Origin of the sequence: Burkholderia sp. Ac-20365 (assembly GCF_017104715.1) — a bacterium.
Taxonomy (GTDB): domain Bacteria; phylum Pseudomonadota; class Gammaproteobacteria; order Burkholderiales; family Burkholderiaceae; genus Paraburkholderia.
In genome coordinates this window covers 174,830-190,872 of the sequence record NZ_JAAGPI010000014.1, presented here as the reverse complement: position 1 = coordinate 190,872, position 16,043 = coordinate 174,830, and the positions used below count along the sequence as shown (strand labels likewise).

The window sequence follows — 16,043 nt, the reverse complement described above, 5'->3', positions numbered from 1 at the left end:
TTTTTTGTTGTCTGCGACGCTTGGGTGGTTTGCTGGTTTTGGCGCTGGCATCCGCGTGATGTTTTCGTTGTTCAAGCGTTGCCCCTGTGCGGGGCGGCACCTACTTTTCTTTGCCGCGGCAAAGAAAAGTAGGCAAAAGAAAGCCGCTAACACCGCCAGCGCTAATCATCGCCTGAGGGCCCCCAACCGTTCTTATGCTTCAAGCGGCATCACTCCTGTTCATTGCCCGTTGCCAACGCCTTGCATAAACGCACCACCCGCTTCAGTCACCCGTAGCGCCGCAAGCGGCAGCGAATCGTCGATGCCGCCCAGGTGGCAAACTGTGTGTAGGTCGTAGTACTCCACACCTCAACGCTCTTACGACACCAACCTCGCTTTTCAGTCCGGAGTGAAGCGCATACGGCGCGAAAGCCTACACACAGTTTGCCGCTATAGAACGTGGGCAAATTGATCGCGCGTGCGGTGACGCGGGAGTGTGAAGCGGGTGATGAGCCAGTTCGAAGCGTTGGCAACGGGTGGTGACTGAGAAGGTGCCGTTTGAAGTGGAAGAACTGTTGGGGGCCCTCAGGCGGTGGTCAAGAACGGGCGGTGTTAGCCCGCTTTCTTTGCTTACTTTCTTTGCGGCGGCAAAGAAAGTAAGTGCCGCCCCGCACAGGGGCAACGCATGAAGCACCAGTAACAAAACGCGGATGCCAGCGAAAACACCTAGCAAACCAAACCAGCGTCGCAGACACGAAACCCCCTTTTTTCGAGGAACCCCCATGGCAAAGCCAACAATCGCGGACTACCTTGCAAAAACCCTGGCCGCCGCAGGCGTAAAACGCATCTGGGGCGTGACGGGAGACAGCCTCAACGGCCTGGCATTCAGCCTGGACCAGGTCGGCTCCATCCGCTGGATGCACACCCGCCACGAAGAAGCCGCCGCCTTCGCTGCCGGCGCCGATGCCGCCTCGAGCGGCCAGCTCGCCGTCTGCGCGGGCAGTTGCGGCCCCGGCAACCTGCATCTGATCAACGGTCTCTACGACTGCCATCGCAACCAGCAACCCGTACTCGCCATCGCCGCACATATTCCATCGACGGAAATCGGTCTCGGCTACTTCCAGGAAACCCATCCGACGGAAGTCTTCAAGGAATGCAGCCACTTCGCCGAACTGGTCATCAACGCGTCGCAATTCCCGCGCGTGCTGGAACGCGCCATGCGCACGGCCATCGAGCAGCGCGGCGTCGCCGTGATCGTGCTGCCCGGCGATATCGCCCTGAGCGAAGGGCCTTCAACGCCGCCCATATGGAATCCGACCCAGCCGTCCGCGATCCTGCCGCCCGATAGCGAAATCACGCGGCTCGCGACCATGCTCAACGACTGCGAAGCCGTGACGATCATGTGCGGCAGCGGCGTCGCGGGCGCTCACGACGAAGTGGTGAAGCTCGCCGACACGCTCGGCGCGCCCATCGTCCACGCGCTGCGCGGCAAGCAGTTCATCGAATACGACAATCCTTTCGATGTCGGCATGACGGGGCTGATCGGCTTTAGCTCCGGCTACCACGCAATGATGTCGTGCGACGTGCTGCTATTGCTCGGTTGCGACTTTCCTTACAGGCCGTTCTATCCGCCTGAGGCGAAGGTCGTGCAGATCGACTGGAAGGGGTCGCAGCTCGGCAAACGCGCGCCGCTCGCAATGGGCCTCGTCGGCACCGTGAAGGAAACCGTCGCCACGCTGCTGCCGAAGCTCAAGCGCAAGGACGACCGCACGTTCGTCGATATGGCGACCGCGCACTACGAAGAAGCGCGCCGCGATCTCGACGATCTCGCCACGCCGTCCGATCCCGGCGCGTCGATTCATCCGCAATACCTGACGCGCATGATCGACGAAGCGGCCAGCGACGACGCAATCTTCACGGCCGACGTCGGCACGCCGACACTCTGGGCCGCGCGCTATCTGACCATGAACGGCAAGCGGCAATTACATGGCTCGTTCAATCATGGATCGATGGCCAACGCGATGCCGCAAGCGCTCGGCGCGCAGGCGGCGCATCCGGGGCGGCAGGTGGTGTCGCTCTCGGGCGACGGCGGCCTGTCGATGCTGCTCGGCGATCTGCTCACCGCGCGGCAGCTCGATCTCCCCATCAAGGTCGTCGTGTTCAACAACAGCCTGCTTGGGTTTGTCTCGATGGAGTTGAAGGCGGGCGGCTATCTCGACACCAACGTCGATCTGAGCAAAACCGATTTTGCGCAGATCGCGAAAGGTGCGGGCATTTTTTCGATCCGCGTCGAGGATTCGGAAGAACTGGAGGGGGCGCTCAAGCAGGCGTTCGCGCATCAGGGACCGGCGCTGGTCGACGTCGTCACCGACAAGCACGAACTCGCGATGCCGCCCACCATCGAACTCGCGCAGGCCAAGGGCTTCAGCCTCTACATGCTGCGCGCGATCCTCAATGGACGCGGTGACGAAATCGTCGAACTGGTGAAGACGAATCTGCGCTAAGCATTGAGCATGTGAAGCGCAAACGTAGAAGGAAAACAGCGCGCCTCGCCAGTCGAAGCGCGCTGCATTGCAATGCAGCAACGGGCTATTGCAGTCCCGCTGCAAAGGTCTATAACAGAAGCAGCAGTGCGGACCTTCTTTGCGCGGCCGACAGTCAAACGATAGAAACCGGCGTTTTCGCGCCGCGCTGCGCCGCCCGACAGACTCGGGGGCTTTGAGCCAATCAATCGCATATACAACAAAGGCACGCTGCGGCGCGGATGGCTGCTGCGCGCGATTTCGCGTTTGCGTGCGTCGCTCGAAACGATGCAGATGCCGCAGGCGTTGATGGGCGTCCGGCGAATCGCAATGCAGACCACGGCGATTCGTCTGCATGGAAGGAGTTCGACATGAAGATCATGATGGCGTTATCCGTGGCGGGCGCACTGCTGATGGCCATGCCCGTCGCGACAATGGCAGATGATGTGGCGCAAAGCAGCGATCCATCCAAGGCCACGATGCAGAACAACGCGAATGCATCGGCCCAGGCGACGACCGATATGTCGTACGGCGGCTCGATGGATACGCGTACTTCGTCGGGCGTGCCGATGATGCATGCGCGCAAATGCTCGACAGGACCTGAATGCAACATCTACTTCGGCAACTGAGCTGAACACCTGCAACAAACATGCACGCGGCGCGCCTTGTGGGCGCGCCGCTTTTCATTCAGCAACCGCTTATGCCTGGTGCTTCGCGTGTGCGCACGATTACTGCTGTGCGTGCTTCGCGGCATCCTCGATCACGGCCGCGACCTGCTGCGGACGTGATTCATAAACCGAGTGGCTCGCGCCCGGAATCACAGTCGTATGGCTATGCGCGCGCTCGTAGTACCAGCGCTCGAGATCGGGATTGATGATCTTGTCGCTGGCCGCAACGATGCCCCAGCTCGGCTTGGTCGTCCATGCCGCCGACGTCAGCGGCTGCGAGAAAACTTTCGCGGCTGTCAGCATTTGCGACTGCGCTTCGAATTTCGCCTGCTGCTGCGGCAGATCCGCAGCAAAATCTTTCGGGAACACGGACGGATTCAGATACGTATAACCGTCGTCCGTCTTTTCGATGGCGCCCGGCTGCTTCGACGTATAGCTGGGCTTGCCCTTGCCGAGCGTGGCTTCATCTTCGCCGACGTTCGGCGCATGCGCGGCGACGTACACGAGACCGACCACGTGCGAATCCTCGCCGGCTTCCGTGATGATCGAGCCGCCGTAGCTGTGGCCGACGAGAATCGTCGGGCCGTCTTGCAGATCGAGCACGCGCTTCGTTGCCGCGACGTCGTCGTCGAGGGAAGTCAACGGTTCCTGCACGAGGCTGACGTGGTAACCGTCTTTGGTGAGGATGTCGTAGACGGGCTTCCAGCCCGAACCGTCCACCCACGCACCGTGAACCAGAACGATATTCCTGACGGGGGCGTGTGCCGGTTGGGCGTCCTGCGCCATCGCGCCTGCAGAGGCGAGAAGACCGGTGGACAACACAAGGGCCGCGGCTACGTGCAACTTACTTTTCACAAGAAACTCCGTAAATCAGAACAGGAAACAGAAAACAGACCAGAGACGGATGCTGGCGAGACCCTGCGGCTGACAGTGGGGCCGCAGGGTCACATGCGCGCCATTTAGCTGCCAAAGAAGATGTTGCAGTAGCTGACCGGGCCGACGCATGCGTTGTTGCCCGACGCTGCACGCGACGACTTGCCCGAGGACGACGTGCCCGTTTGCGCAACACCGCCGACGGCTTCGTTCGTCATCTTCTGGTTGTCCTGCGCGGCGACCTTTGCTTCGGCGGCCTGGATGTCGGCCGGATAGTCGACGTCTTCGCCGCGCGCCGGCTGGTAGCCAGCCTGTTCGACGCGGACGAGATCGGCACGAACCTCAGCGCGCGTGATGGGCGCATTCGATTGCGCGAAGCTCAGAGCGGGGGTGGCGAGTGCACCAGCGGCAACTGCGAGGCAAACAAAAATCTTCTTCATGATGTAACTCCTGAATGGGTGTGTTTAAACGTTCAGTGCATTCATTTGGCGAATCAGATGATTCGGCATCCTGATCGAACTGATTTCAACTCGAACCGGCTGAATGAGCGTGAAACGTCGTTAAAGCTTCTGCATCAACTGCTGTCTGTCGTACGGCTGTCTGGTCTTGTGCTTCGGTGAACCCTGTTTCGATTTCGCTTGCTACATAAGGGCAAACACGACGACTACGAATTTCATTCCCGCCAAGCCAAACTTTTTACTTTTGAAGCACGGGGCCTTGCTGAATCTGCCCCTTCAACAGCTGGCTATCGGATCGGCCAGCAGTGCATGCAATGTAGTGCGAGGCCGCGCCGCACTCCAGCCGTACCTACGCACGAACGAAGACCAACTTTCGTTGCGCTGGCTGAACCTGTGGATGGTGAAAACACTGCCACGCCATGCGCGTGTCTGACGCGATGCCGCTGCGCGGATGAGCGGTTCACGCGGAAGGTTCCCGTCTGCCATACCAACGTATGAGCGCAGCGGGGGCGGCGAAGGTGGGCTTTCAACATTGCAAGGATTGCGTGGTGCATGGCTCCAGGGAGCCAGCGCGGTGCAAAAACGATGCGCCAATCGCCAACTTGTCTAGTCAGCCGCACCAGTATGGCGCAGCTTGCACGGTCTGCGCGCCGACCACCCGAATCCCCTGAGTCCCTTGGCCTAAGGGCTTACCCGAACAATTCAATAATTTTTTGGAAATCCAGTTGCGATCATTTTTGACCTCATGCAGACTTGTCTATACATGTCCGGCACGCGACAAGCGAAGGGACCCGTTCAGACCAAAAGGAGATTCGACGTGAAGGTGAACAAGGCAAGCCGCACAATGTTGTCGAAAGTAGTGATGGGCGCGGTCCTCGGCGCCGTGGCGCTGGCTGGCGCGCCCGCCCAGGCGAAGGAATGGAAGTCCGTGACAATCGCGCTGGAAGGCGGCTACGCACCGTGGAACCTCACGTTGCCGGGCGGCAAGCTCGGCGGCTTCGAGCCGGAACTGGTGGCGAACCTGTGCCAGCGCATCAAGCTGCAGTGCAACCTGGTTGCACAGGACTGGGACGGCATGATCCCGGGCCTGCAGGCAGGCAAGTTCGACGTGTTGATGGACGCGATCTCGATCACGCCGGAGCGCGAAAAGATCATCGCGTTCTCGCGTCCGTACGCAGCCACGCCGGCGACGTTCGCTGTCTCCGATACGAAGATTCTGCCGAAGGCGTCGCCGGGCGCAGCCGTCGTCAAGCTGACAGGCGACCCGAAGACTGACCAGCCGACCGTCGACGCGCTGCGCAAGCAGTTGAAGGGCAAGACGATCGGCATCCAGTCGGGCACGGTCTACACGAAGTTCATCAACGACGGCTTCAAGGACATCTCGACCATCCGCGTGTACAAGACCTCGCCGGAACGTGACCTCGATCTGGCGAACGGCCGCATCGACGCGTCGTTCGACGACGTGACGTACTACGCCGCCAATTCGGACAAGAAGGAATCCGCGCAGATCTCGATGGCCGGCCCGAAGATCGGTGGCCCGATCTGGGGTCCGGGCGAAGGCCTCGCGTTCCGCAAGCAGGACGCCGACCTGAAGGCGAAGTTCGACACGGCCATCGCCGACGCGCTGAAAGACGGCACCGTGAAGAAGCTCTCCGACAAATGGTTCAAGACGGATGTGACGCCTTAAACCACAGTTGTCTGCGCGCGCTGCGATGGCGCGCGTTTGCTGGAACGACCTGTTTCAGTGAAGCAGGTCAATCAACGAAAGCAGGATGAGGAGTAAGCCATGGCTCTGATCGAGACGCTCGGCTTCGGGCAGGAAGGCTGGGGCGGCGTGCTGTTGCTCGCGGCGTTGATGACTGTCGCGTTGACGCTCGCGGCGCTCGCTGTAGGCGCCGTGTTCGGCGCAATCGTCGCGGCTGCGAAGCTGTCGCGCTTTCGCACGGCACGCGTGCTGGGCGATCTGTACACGACGGTGTTTCGAGGCGTGCCCGAACTGCTGGTCATCTATCTGTTCTACTTCGGCGGCTCGACGCTGGTGACGACGGTCGGCCAGTGGTTCGGCGCCGAAGGCTTCGTTGGCGTGCCGCCGTTCGTGATCGGCGCGCTGGCTGTCGGCATGATCTCGGGCGCGTATCAGGCCGAGGTGTATCGCTCGGCGGTGCTCGCGGTATCGAAAGGCGAACTCGAAGCCGCACGTTCGATCGGCATGCCGACCATGGTGATGGCACGCCGCATTCTCATTCCGCAAGTGCTGCGATTCGCGCTGCCGGGCATCGGCAACGTATGGCAGCTGAGCCTCAAGGACTCCGCGCTGATCTCGGTGACGGGTCTTGCTGAACTGCTGCGCGCAAGTCAGATCGCTGCGAGTTCGACGCATCAGTACTTCCTTTTCTTCGTCGTGGGCGGCGCGCTGTATCTGGTGATGACGGGTATCTCGAACCGCGTCTTCAACCGTGCCGAAGCGCACGTGGGCAAATCCTTCCGGCGCAACTTCGCGCGCAACTGACGACGGAGCGCCAACATGTCATTCGATTTCGCCTTTCTGTTCGACACGCTGCGCCAGTTGCTCGCAGCCGTGCCGACTACGCTGGGCCTGTTTTTCGCGTCGCTGGTGCTGGGCGGATTGCTGTCGCTCGTGATCGTCACGATGCGCGTATCGCCGCACTGGCTGCCGAACCGCTTTGCACGTGCGTACATTCTGGTGTTTCGCGGCTCGCCGCTGTTGATCCAGATGTTTCTCGTGTACTACGGCCTTGGTCAGTTCGGCGTGATCCGCGAGAGCTTTATGTGGCCCGTGCTGCGCGAGCCGTATGTGTGCGCGGTGCTGTCGCTCGCACTGTGCACGGCAGGCTACACGGCTGAAATAATTCGCGGCGGTCTGATGGCCGTGCCGGTCGGGCAGATCGAAGCGGGTTATGCGATTGGTCTGTCGGGCTTCGGGCTTCTGCGCCGCATCATCGGTCCGATTGCGATTCGCCAGTGTCTGCCGGCGTATTCGACGGAAGCCGTGCTGCTCGTCAAATCGACGGCGCTCGCAAGCCTCGTTACGGTGTGGGAAGTGACGGGCGTCGCGCAGCAGATCATCCAGCAGACGTACCGCACCACGGAAGTGTTCATCTGCGCCGCGCTGATCTATCTGTTCCTGAACTTCGTTGTCGTGCGTGTGCTCGGACTGCTCGAACGCCGTCTGTCGCGCCATCTGCGCGCGATGCCGTCGAACGCCGCACCGCGCGCGATGCCGCCCGCTACCGAAGCACGTCGTGCCGCTCACTGACGGCTCAATCTGGAGAATCTCATGAACGCTACGGCGCCCGTTGCATTGTCGGTCAAGAACATTCACAAGTCGTTCGGCGACCATCACGTCCTGAAGGGCATTTCGCTCGACGCGCATGAAGGCGACGTCATTTCGATTCTCGGTGCGAGCGGCTCGGGCAAGAGCACGTTTTTGCGCTGCCTGAATCTGTTGGAAACGCCCGACGACGGCAGCGTTGCACTCGCAGGCGAGACACTGAAGATGAAACGCCGCAAGGACGGCAAGCTGCAACCGGACGATCGCAAACAGGTTGATCGCATTCGTTCGCAGCTCGGCATGGTGTTTCAGAACTTCAACCTGTGGTCGCACATGACGGTGCTCGACAACCTGATCGAAGGGCCGATGCGCGTGCAAAAGCGCAGCCGCGCGGAAGCCGTTGAAGAAGCGGAGGCGTTGCTCGCGAAAGTGGGCCTTGCCGAAAAGCGCGGACATTACCCGGCGCATCTGTCGGGCGGCCAGCAGCAGCGCGTGGCGATTGCGCGCGCGCTCGCGATGCATCCGAAAGTGATGCTGTTCGACGAACCGACTTCCGCACTCGATCCAGAACTTGTCGGCGAAGTGCTGCGCGTGATGCGTTCGCTCGCGGAAGAAGGCCGCACGATGCTCGTCGTCACGCACGAAATGGGTTTTGCGCGCCACGTGTCGAATCGCGTGATGTTCCTGCATCAAGGGCAGACGGAATGCGATGGCACGCCCGACGAAGTTTTCGGCGAACTGAAGTCCGAGCGTTTCCGGCAATTCGTATCGAGCCACCATTCGCGCACGACGAATTAAAAACCGGTTCGGTTGCGCTGGAACCTGAGACACAAGAAACATCAGAAAAGCAGTACACGTACTGAGAAAGGCAACATCATGGCAGTCATCCGAACCGACCGTCCTCTGAACTGGCGTGAGCTGGCCGCGGTTGCGGCAGGCGAGCCGCTCGTGCTTTCCGAAGCTGCGCGGGCGCGTATCGCGGCTGCGCGTGTGCTTGTCGAGCAGATCGTCGAGCGCGGCATTCGCGCTTACGGCGTGAACACGGGTGTGGGCGCGCTGTGCGATGTGATCGTGTCGCCATCCGAACAGCGCGCACTGTCGCGCAACATTCTGATGAGCCACGCGGTGGGCGTCGGCGCACCGCTCGACGTCGCGGAAACGCGCGCGATCATGGCGGCAGCGATCAACAATTTCGCACACGGTCATTCGGGCATCCGGCTGGAGATTGCAGATCAGCTCGTCGCACTGCTGGATGCGGGTTATATCCCTGAAGTGCCTGCGTTCGGCTCGGTCGGTTATCTGAGCCACATGGCGCATATCGCGCTGGTGTGTATCGGCGAAGGCCATGTGCGGCATGACGGCGAACGTATCAGCGGCCGCGAGGCGCTCACGCGGCTAGGACGCGAAGCGCTCGTGCTCGAAGCGAAGGAAGGCTTGAGTCTCATCAACGGCACGCCTTGCGTGACGGGTCTCGCCGCGCTCGCGCTGGCGCGCGCCGAACGCGTGCTCGATTGGACCGATGCAATTGCCGCGATGAGCTTTGAGAACCTGCGCGGACAGCTCGCCGCATTCGATGCCGATTCGCTCGCGCTGCGCGTGTCGCCGGGATTGAATCTGGTGGGTGAACGGATGCGCAATGCGCTGGCCGAGAGCGGCATTCTCGCGTCGGTGGTTGGGCAGCGCACGCAAGACCCGCTGTCGATGCGCACGATTCCGCACGTGCACGGCGCGGCGCGGGACGTGCTCGATGCGACTGCCGACGTCGTGAATCGCGAACTCGCGTCGATCACCGACAATCCGATCGTCGCGGGCACGCCTGATTCACCGCGTGTGTATTCGCAGGCGCATGCGGTGGGTGCATCGATCGCACTCGCAATGGACAGTCTTGCCACCGCGATTGCGCAGGTCGCTGCGATGGCCGAGCGTCGTCTTGACCGGCTTGTGAATCCTTTGGTGAGCGGATTGCCCGCGTTTCTCGCGGAGCCGGGCGGTACATGTTCGGGCTTCATGATTGCGCAGTACACGGCGGCTTCGCTGGTCGCGCAGAACCGGCGGCTGGCTGCGCCCGCGAGTCTCGATGGCGGCATTACGTCGGGCTTGCAGGAGGATCATCTGTGTCACGCGACGCCTGCCGCGCTGAAGGCATTGGAGATCGTCGACAACACGGGCCGCATCATCGCAATCGAGCTGCTGGCGGCCGCGCAGGCGTACGACCTGCAACCCATCGATGCATCGCGTGCGCCGCACACCGATGCATTGTGGCGCCGGGTGCGCGCGATCGTGCCGACGTATCGCGACGACCGTCCGCTGGCCGACGACATGGCGGTGGCGTTCCGCCTGATCGGCGAAGCGGCACCGCCACTGCCACCGGCATCCGGCGATGTGCCGTCGACGCCGACGCATGGCGATCAGTCGGCCTTTGCCGCGCACGCCGCGAATGATCCGACGGGCGCCGCGCAGCAGGCGCCGCAATCGGCTGCATAAGAATGCGTTCAACGCACGGGGGCGACGTGAACATGACGATGAACGGGCAACTGGAGATGGCGGAAGAGCAGTCGATCGGCGCGCGCGCAACGCCCGCAAAGGCGATGCCTGCATACGAGCAGATCAAGCGCTACGTGATCGCCCGGATCGAGGAGGGCGTGTGGAAGCCGGGCGGTCTGATTCCGTCGGAAGCGGAGCTGGTGAAGGAGTTTGGCGTCGCCCGCATGACGGTATCGCGCGCACTGCGGGAATTGACCACGGAGCGGGTGCTCACGCGCGTGCAGGGCTCGGGTACGTACGTCGCGCCGCAACGCTACGAATCGACGGTGCTCGAAATTCGCAACATCGCCGATGAGATTGCTGCGCGTGGTCATCGTCATTCGGCGCGTGTGTTGACGCTCGAAGCGAGCGATGATCCTCTTGCGCTTGAGTCTTTGGTACTCGGGAAAGGTCCGGTCTTTCATTCGCGCATCGTGCATAACGAAGAGAGCGAGCCGATTCAGTATGAGGATCGCTATGTGAATCCGCGTGTGTTTCCGGATTATCTGAATCAGGACTTTACGCTTGAGACTCCCAATCACTATATGGTGAGGCTTGCGCCGATTCAACGAGCTGAGTTTCGGATCTATGCGCAGAAGCCGAATGCGCATGTGCGGCGGCATTTGATGATGGAAATTGGTGAACCTTGTTTGATGTTGTGGCGCAGGACGTGGGTGGGGGAACACGTCGCGACGTCGGTGCAGTTGTGGCATCCTGCGTCGAGGTTTCATCTTGCGGGGAATGTTTAGGGGTTGGTTTTGGGTTTGGTTTTGGTTTTGTCTTGCGACGCTGGGGTGGTTTGCTGGTGTTTTCGCTGGCATCCGCGTTTTGTATTGCCTGCTTCACGCGTCGCCCCTGTGCGGGGCGGCACCTACTTTTCTTTGCCGCGGCAAAGAAAAGTAGGCAAAAGAAAGCCGCTGAACACCGCCAGTGCTAGTTCTTGCCTGAGGGCCCCCACAGGGTCTTATCCTTCACGCGGCATCGTTCTTCTCGTTGCCCGCTGCCAACGCTTCGAATTGGCTCATCACCCGCTCCACACTCCCGCGTCACCCCACGCGTGATCAAATCTCCCACGTTCTATAGCGGCAAACTGTGTGTAGGCTGTCGCGCCGTATGCGCTCCACTCCGGACTGAACACCAAGATCATGGCTCGAAAGCACGATCGGTGTCGTAAGAGCGCTGAGATGTGGAGTACTACGACCTACACACAGTTTGCCACCTGGGCGGCCGTAACCATTCGCTGCCGCTTGCTGTGCCACGGGTGATTGGAGTGGGTGAGGCGCCCATTCAAGGCGTTAGCAGCGGGCGTTGGCTCGATGGACGCCGTTTGAAGCGGAGGAACCGTTGGGGGCCCTCAGGCGGAGGTCAAGAGCTGGCGGTGTTAGCCCGCTTTCTTTGCTTACTTTCTTTGCGGCGGCAAAGAAAGTAAGTGCCGCCCCGCACAGGGGCAACGCCTGCGCCGCGTAGGCGCTTCGCGGATGCCAGCGAAAGCAAAAGCAAACCACAAAAGCGTCGCAAGACAAAACCAAACCAAACCAAACCAAACCAAACCAAACCAAACCAAACCAAACCAAACCAAACCAAACCAAACCAAACCAAACCAAACCAAACCAAACCAAACCAAACCAAACCAAACCAAAACCAAACCAAAACCAAACCAAAACCAAACCCAAACCTTATCCTTGCCTCTGCGAAGTATCCGGCACAAACCTACACCCAAGCCTATACCTCGAGCCAGGATGCACAAACCGCGCAAACGTCACGGCAACACCACTCGTCCACGTACGTCGCATCAAGGTAAGGCAAGGCTCTTCAGGCGCGATCTCCAATAGCTCAGCCTCAGCGCGCCCAGGCAGCCCTGCATCGACGACATGTTCGACATCATGCGCAGGCACGACACTAAACAGATACTCGGAAGGCCGCGTAGCGGAAAAATCCTGTTCGATGAAGTCGGGCGCGATCGCCGGATTGACATATCGGTCTTCGAGTTGCACCGGCAGGCCATTTTCCCGATGCACGCAGATCACATGAAACACCGACGCCCCCAGCGGCAAACCCAACGCGTTCGACACGTGCACCGGCGCGACCTCGCGTTGTACGAGCACCGTCTGATAACTGTACTCATGACCACGCGAGCGGATTTCATCGCCAATATGCGCGATCATCAGCAGCGTCGACTGCGGCTTGGATTCAGCGACGAACGTGCCGACACCGGACACTCGCGTCAACAACCCTTCATTCGTGAGTTCACGCAACGCGCGGTTCACCGTCATCCTCGACACACCGAGCGATTCGACGAGATCGAGTTCCGATGGAATGCGATCGCCCGCGCGTCGTTCGCCGGAGTCGATCGTGTTGCGGATATATTGCTTGACCTGCTCGTAACGTGCCGCGGGCACACCGTTCGATGCAGCGGGTTCGGCCTGATGCGCACTCGCGCTCGACGCACGCGCCTTGCGCGTTTTCGCAAGGCCTCGCGTGCGCAGCTTGTCGCGGACGGCAGGGGCGGGCATCAGAGCGCCTTATCGGCTAAAAGAAACACTCATACCGGGTCCGCGCTATCCGCCCCGCGCGACCAGAATGCGTTGCGATCGAAGTAATTCTGCAGGAACTGCCGCAGGCGGGGTTGATTCGCATCATGGAAGACATCCTGCGGCTTGCCTTGCACGGCAATGCGGCCTTGATCGATAAACACGACCTTGTCGGCGACTTGCGCGGCGAAACCCATTTCGTGCGTGACGACGGCCATCGTCATGCCGTCGCGTGCAAGCTGCTTCATCACCTGCAACACTTCACCGACCAGTTCAGGATCGAGCGCGGACGTTGGCTCGTCGAACAGCATGATGTGCGGCTCCATCGCGAGCGCGCGTGCAATCGCGACGCGCTGCTGCTGACCACCCGAAAGCTTCGACGGATATGCGTCGCCCTTGTGCGCAAGGCCGACGGTTTCGAGCATCGCGTTGGCACGTTTCTTCGCATCGTCGCGCGACAGGTTTCGCACGCGCAGCAGTGCTTCCATCACGTTGCCGAGCGCCGTCATATGCGGCCATAGATTGAACTGCTGAAACACCATGCCAACATTGCGGCGCACACGGTTGATCTCGTTCTGCGATGCGCGTACGCGCTTGCCGTTGCGCTCCGTATAACCAAGCAGTTCGCCTTCGATGCGCACGTCGCCCTGATCGTAGGTCTCCAGCGCCGCGAGGCAGCGCAGCAGCGTGCTCTTGCCCGAACCCGACGGCCCGATAATGCAGACGACTTCCGAGCGGTTGATGTCGAGATCGACGCCGCGCAACACTTCGACTTCACCGAAGCGTTTGCGCAGATCGCGTACTTCGATCAGCGGTGTCTGGCCGGATTGCATCGAACCGAGCGTAGAAGAAGCAGGCATATCGACGAGTGCATTCATGATGAACCTTGATTTTCGATTACGCCATGAAGCGGGCCACGCGCGTTTCCGCCCACATGCCGGCGCGCGACGTGAGTTCGACGAGCGCGAGATAGCACACACACAACACGAGCAGCGTTTCGACGAACGCGAAGGTTGCTGAGCCGATGCCCGTCAGCACGAAAGTCAGTTCGGGCACGGTGACGATCGACAGCACGGCCGTTTCCTTGCTGAGCACGATAATCAGATTCGTCAGCGCGGGCACGATCAGCACCAGCATTTGCGGCACCTGAATACGCAGCACCGCTTGCCAGCGCGTGAGGCCTAAACACGATGCAGCCTCGAGATGGCCGCGCGGGATCGATTGAAAACCGGAGCGGAACGCTTCTGCGAAATAGGCGCTGCCATAGAGACCAAGACCGAGCACGCCCGCTGTCAGCGGTTCGAGGGTGAGGCCGAAGGACGGGCCGCCGTAGTAGAGCAAAAACAGTTGCACGAGAAACGGCGTCCCGCGAAAGAGTTCGATATAGACGCGCAACACGCCGCGCACCCAACGCCCGCAAAAGAGTTGCAGCACTGCAATTACGAAGCCGATCAGCAGGCCGAGCGCAACGCCAACCACCCACGTGCCGAGGGTTGTCGCCAGACCGGCGGCGATCGGTTGCAGGTTGTGCGTGATGACGGTGGGATCGAATTGCTGCATCGTTCGGCCCTCAGGTGTGCATCAAACGATGCTCTGCGGCGTGCGCCACCAGCGCGAGCGCGCCGCAGATCACGAAGTAGATGAGTCCGGCAGCGACATACGCTTCGAGCGGCCGGTACGTGCTCGCCGCGATGTTCTGCGCAGTGCGCGTGATTTCAGCTACGCCAACCACGGAAATCAGCGACGACGCCTTGATCAGCAGCACCATTTCGTTGACGAGCGATGGCAGCGTCAGGCGAAAGGCCTGCGGCACCTGAATACGCCGCAGCATGTCGACGGGCGAGAGGCCCAGCATACGTGCCGCTTCAATCTGGCCCGGTGGAATGTTCAGAAAGCCGCCGCGCAGAATCTCCGCGATATACGACGCGGAACAGAGCGACACCGCGCTGATCGCCGCAACGATGGGCGACACGTTGATGCCGACGAACGGCAGCAGGTAATAGACGAGCAGCAGTTGCACGAGCATCGGCACGCCGCGAAAGAAGAACACGTAGGCGCCGCCGAAGCGTTGTGCGAGCGTATTCGACGACAGCCGCGCCGAGCACACGCCGATGCCGACGAAGAAGCCGATCACGAGACCCGTCAGCGAAATGCCGATCGTCGCGAGCGCGGCTTGCAATAGCAGCGGAAAACCTTGAGCGAAAACGTGGACGCTGAACATGGCCTGTGGCGTGCAAGAGAGGACATGCGGGCGGCGCGCCTGTCAGGCAGGTCAGGCAGGCGCGTCGCGTGAGTCAGAGCATCAGTAGTTCGGCGTGGGCATCGTGGTCGGTGCGTCCATCGCTACGCCGAACCATTTCTTCTGCAACGTCGCGAGGCGGCCGTCGTTGTGCATCTTCACGAGCGCTGCGTTGAACGCATCGGCGAGCGGCTTGCTGTCGGCGTCCTTGCGCAGGCAGTACGCGAAGTACACTTTCGCGCCGAACGGCGGCGTGACGACGGCGAACGCTTCGGGACGCTGCTTCGCGACGTACGCAATGTTCGTCATCGAGTTAGCGACTGCGGCGATGCGACCGGCTGCGAGATCCGCATACGCCTGATTGTTGTCGACGTATTCGCGTACTTCAGGCGGCTTCGGCAGCGTCGCGATGTAGGCCTTCAGCTGATCGAGCTGCGCCGAGCCTTTGCCCGCGCCAACAATCTTGCCGGCGATATCGGAAGACTGTTTGAGGGATGTATCGTTTGCACGCTTGAGGAGAGCGTCGGTGGCATCGGCGACGGGCAGCGTGTACGTGTAGCGCTCCATGCGCGCCTTCGTCACCGTAAGCGGGCCGCCCACCATGTCGAACTTGCCGGCTTCGAGGCCAGGCAGCACGCTTGGCCACGGCAGATCGATGAAGCGCACCTTCACGCCGAGTTCTTTACCAACTTCGGCGAACAGGTCCTTGTTGAAACCCGCCTGCTGGCCGTTTTCGAGGAAGTCGAACGGCGCGAACTGCATCTCCGTGCCGACGACGAGTTCACCCGCTTTCTTGACCTTCGCGAGTTGGTCTTCCGCGTGCGCGCTCACACTCGCGACCGACGCGGCGGCGCAGAACGCAACCATCGCAACACGACACTTCCAGCCTGCAAAGATACCCATTGAGATTCTCCCGTTGGCAAAGCGGTGTCGCGCTCGACATAGCGGGGCGCGAGTC

16 protein-coding genes are annotated in these 16,043 nt (G+C 61.0%); 8 read left to right on the top strand and 8 right to left on the bottom strand.

The genetic code is table 11. From position 1 onward, the window contains the following. The first annotated feature begins 761 nt into the window (after window positions 1-761). A complete protein-coding gene (gene poxB / locus G3O01_RS24365) occupies window positions 762-2,483 on the top strand; it encodes a ubiquinone-dependent pyruvate dehydrogenase (RefSeq protein ID WP_205808659.1) in 1,722 nt (573 codons plus the stop codon). Between the two features lie 389 nt (window positions 2,484-2,872). Beyond that, window positions 2,873-3,130, top strand: a complete 258-nt coding sequence (locus tag G3O01_RS24360) for a hypothetical protein (protein WP_205808657.1) — start codon at window positions 2,873-2,875, stop codon at window positions 3,128-3,130. Window positions 3,131-3,229: 99 nt separating this feature from the next. Here G3O01_RS24360 and G3O01_RS24355 read toward each other — a convergent pair whose 3' ends face one another. Continuing rightward, entirely contained in the window at window positions 3,230-4,024 is a 795-nt protein-coding gene (locus G3O01_RS24355; RefSeq protein WP_205808655.1) for an alpha/beta hydrolase, read from the bottom strand. A 104-nt stretch (window positions 4,025-4,128) separates the two neighbouring features. Next, on the bottom strand, window positions 4,129-4,482 hold the full coding sequence (locus G3O01_RS24350; protein ID WP_205808653.1) for a DUF4148 domain-containing protein: 354 nt from the start codon (window positions 4,480-4,482) through the stop codon (window positions 4,129-4,131). An 862-nt stretch (window positions 4,483-5,344) separates the two neighbouring features. On the opposite strand from G3O01_RS24350, the gene G3O01_RS24345 reads away from it, so the two are divergent. From G3O01_RS24345 to hutC (G3O01_RS24320), 6 genes are all read left to right on the top strand, one after another. Continuing rightward, window positions 5,345-6,187, top strand: a complete 843-nt coding sequence (locus G3O01_RS24345) for a transporter substrate-binding domain-containing protein (protein WP_205808747.1) — start codon at window positions 5,345-5,347, stop codon at window positions 6,185-6,187. Between the two features lie 99 nt (window positions 6,188-6,286). Beyond that, the gene (locus G3O01_RS24340) at window positions 6,287-7,009 is read left to right on the top strand and encodes an ABC transporter permease subunit (RefSeq protein ID WP_205808652.1); all 723 of its coding nucleotides are present in this window, start codon (window positions 6,287-6,289) and stop codon (window positions 7,007-7,009) included. 15 nt (window positions 7,010-7,024) lie between these two features. Then, complete coding sequence (locus G3O01_RS24335; protein WP_205808650.1) at window positions 7,025-7,777, top strand: ABC transporter permease subunit; 753 nt, start codon at window positions 7,025-7,027, stop codon at window positions 7,775-7,777. Between the two features lie 21 nt (window positions 7,778-7,798). Further along, the gene (locus G3O01_RS24330) at window positions 7,799-8,590 is read left to right on the top strand and encodes an ATP-binding cassette domain-containing protein (RefSeq protein ID WP_205808648.1); all 792 of its coding nucleotides are present in this window, start codon (window positions 7,799-7,801) and stop codon (window positions 8,588-8,590) included. A 78-nt stretch (window positions 8,591-8,668) separates the two neighbouring features. Continuing rightward, entirely contained in the window at window positions 8,669-10,276 is a 1,608-nt protein-coding gene (gene hutH / locus G3O01_RS24325) for a histidine ammonia-lyase (RefSeq protein WP_205808636.1), read from the top strand. A gap of 32 nt (window positions 10,277-10,308) precedes the next feature. Continuing rightward, window positions 10,309-11,064, top strand: a complete 756-nt coding sequence (gene hutC, locus G3O01_RS24320) for a histidine utilization repressor (protein ID WP_205808635.1) — start codon at window positions 10,309-10,311, stop codon at window positions 11,062-11,064. Between the two features lie 546 nt (window positions 11,065-11,610). Here the strand turns inward: hutC (G3O01_RS24320) and G3O01_RS24315 are convergent. The 6 genes from G3O01_RS24315 to G3O01_RS24290 form a co-directional block, all read right to left on the bottom strand. After that, the gene (locus G3O01_RS24315; protein ID WP_205808633.1) at window positions 11,611-11,988 is read right to left on the bottom strand and encodes a hypothetical protein; all 378 of its coding nucleotides are present in this window, start codon (window positions 11,986-11,988) and stop codon (window positions 11,611-11,613) included. 3 nt (window positions 11,989-11,991) lie between these two features. Next, entirely contained in the window at window positions 11,992-12,828 is an 837-nt protein-coding gene (gene hutC, locus G3O01_RS24310; RefSeq protein ID WP_205808631.1) for a histidine utilization repressor, read from the bottom strand. 29 nt (window positions 12,829-12,857) lie between these two features. Continuing rightward, window positions 12,858-13,724, bottom strand: coding sequence for an amino acid ABC transporter ATP-binding protein (locus G3O01_RS24305; RefSeq protein WP_277403052.1), 867 nt, complete (start codon window positions 13,722-13,724; stop codon window positions 12,858-12,860). Between the two features lie 19 nt (window positions 13,725-13,743). Further along, window positions 13,744-14,406 (bottom strand): amino acid ABC transporter permease, encoded by a 663-nt coding sequence (locus tag G3O01_RS24300; protein WP_205808629.1) that lies wholly within the window; start codon window positions 14,404-14,406, stop codon window positions 13,744-13,746. 10 nt (window positions 14,407-14,416) lie between these two features. After that, on the bottom strand, window positions 14,417-15,067 hold the full coding sequence (locus G3O01_RS24295; protein WP_205808627.1) for an amino acid ABC transporter permease: 651 nt from the start codon (window positions 15,065-15,067) through the stop codon (window positions 14,417-14,419). 81 nt (window positions 15,068-15,148) lie between these two features. Beyond that, the gene (locus tag G3O01_RS24290; RefSeq protein ID WP_205808625.1) at window positions 15,149-15,988 is read right to left on the bottom strand and encodes a transporter substrate-binding domain-containing protein; all 840 of its coding nucleotides are present in this window, start codon (window positions 15,986-15,988) and stop codon (window positions 15,149-15,151) included. Between the last annotated feature and the right edge of the window lie 55 nt (window positions 15,989-16,043).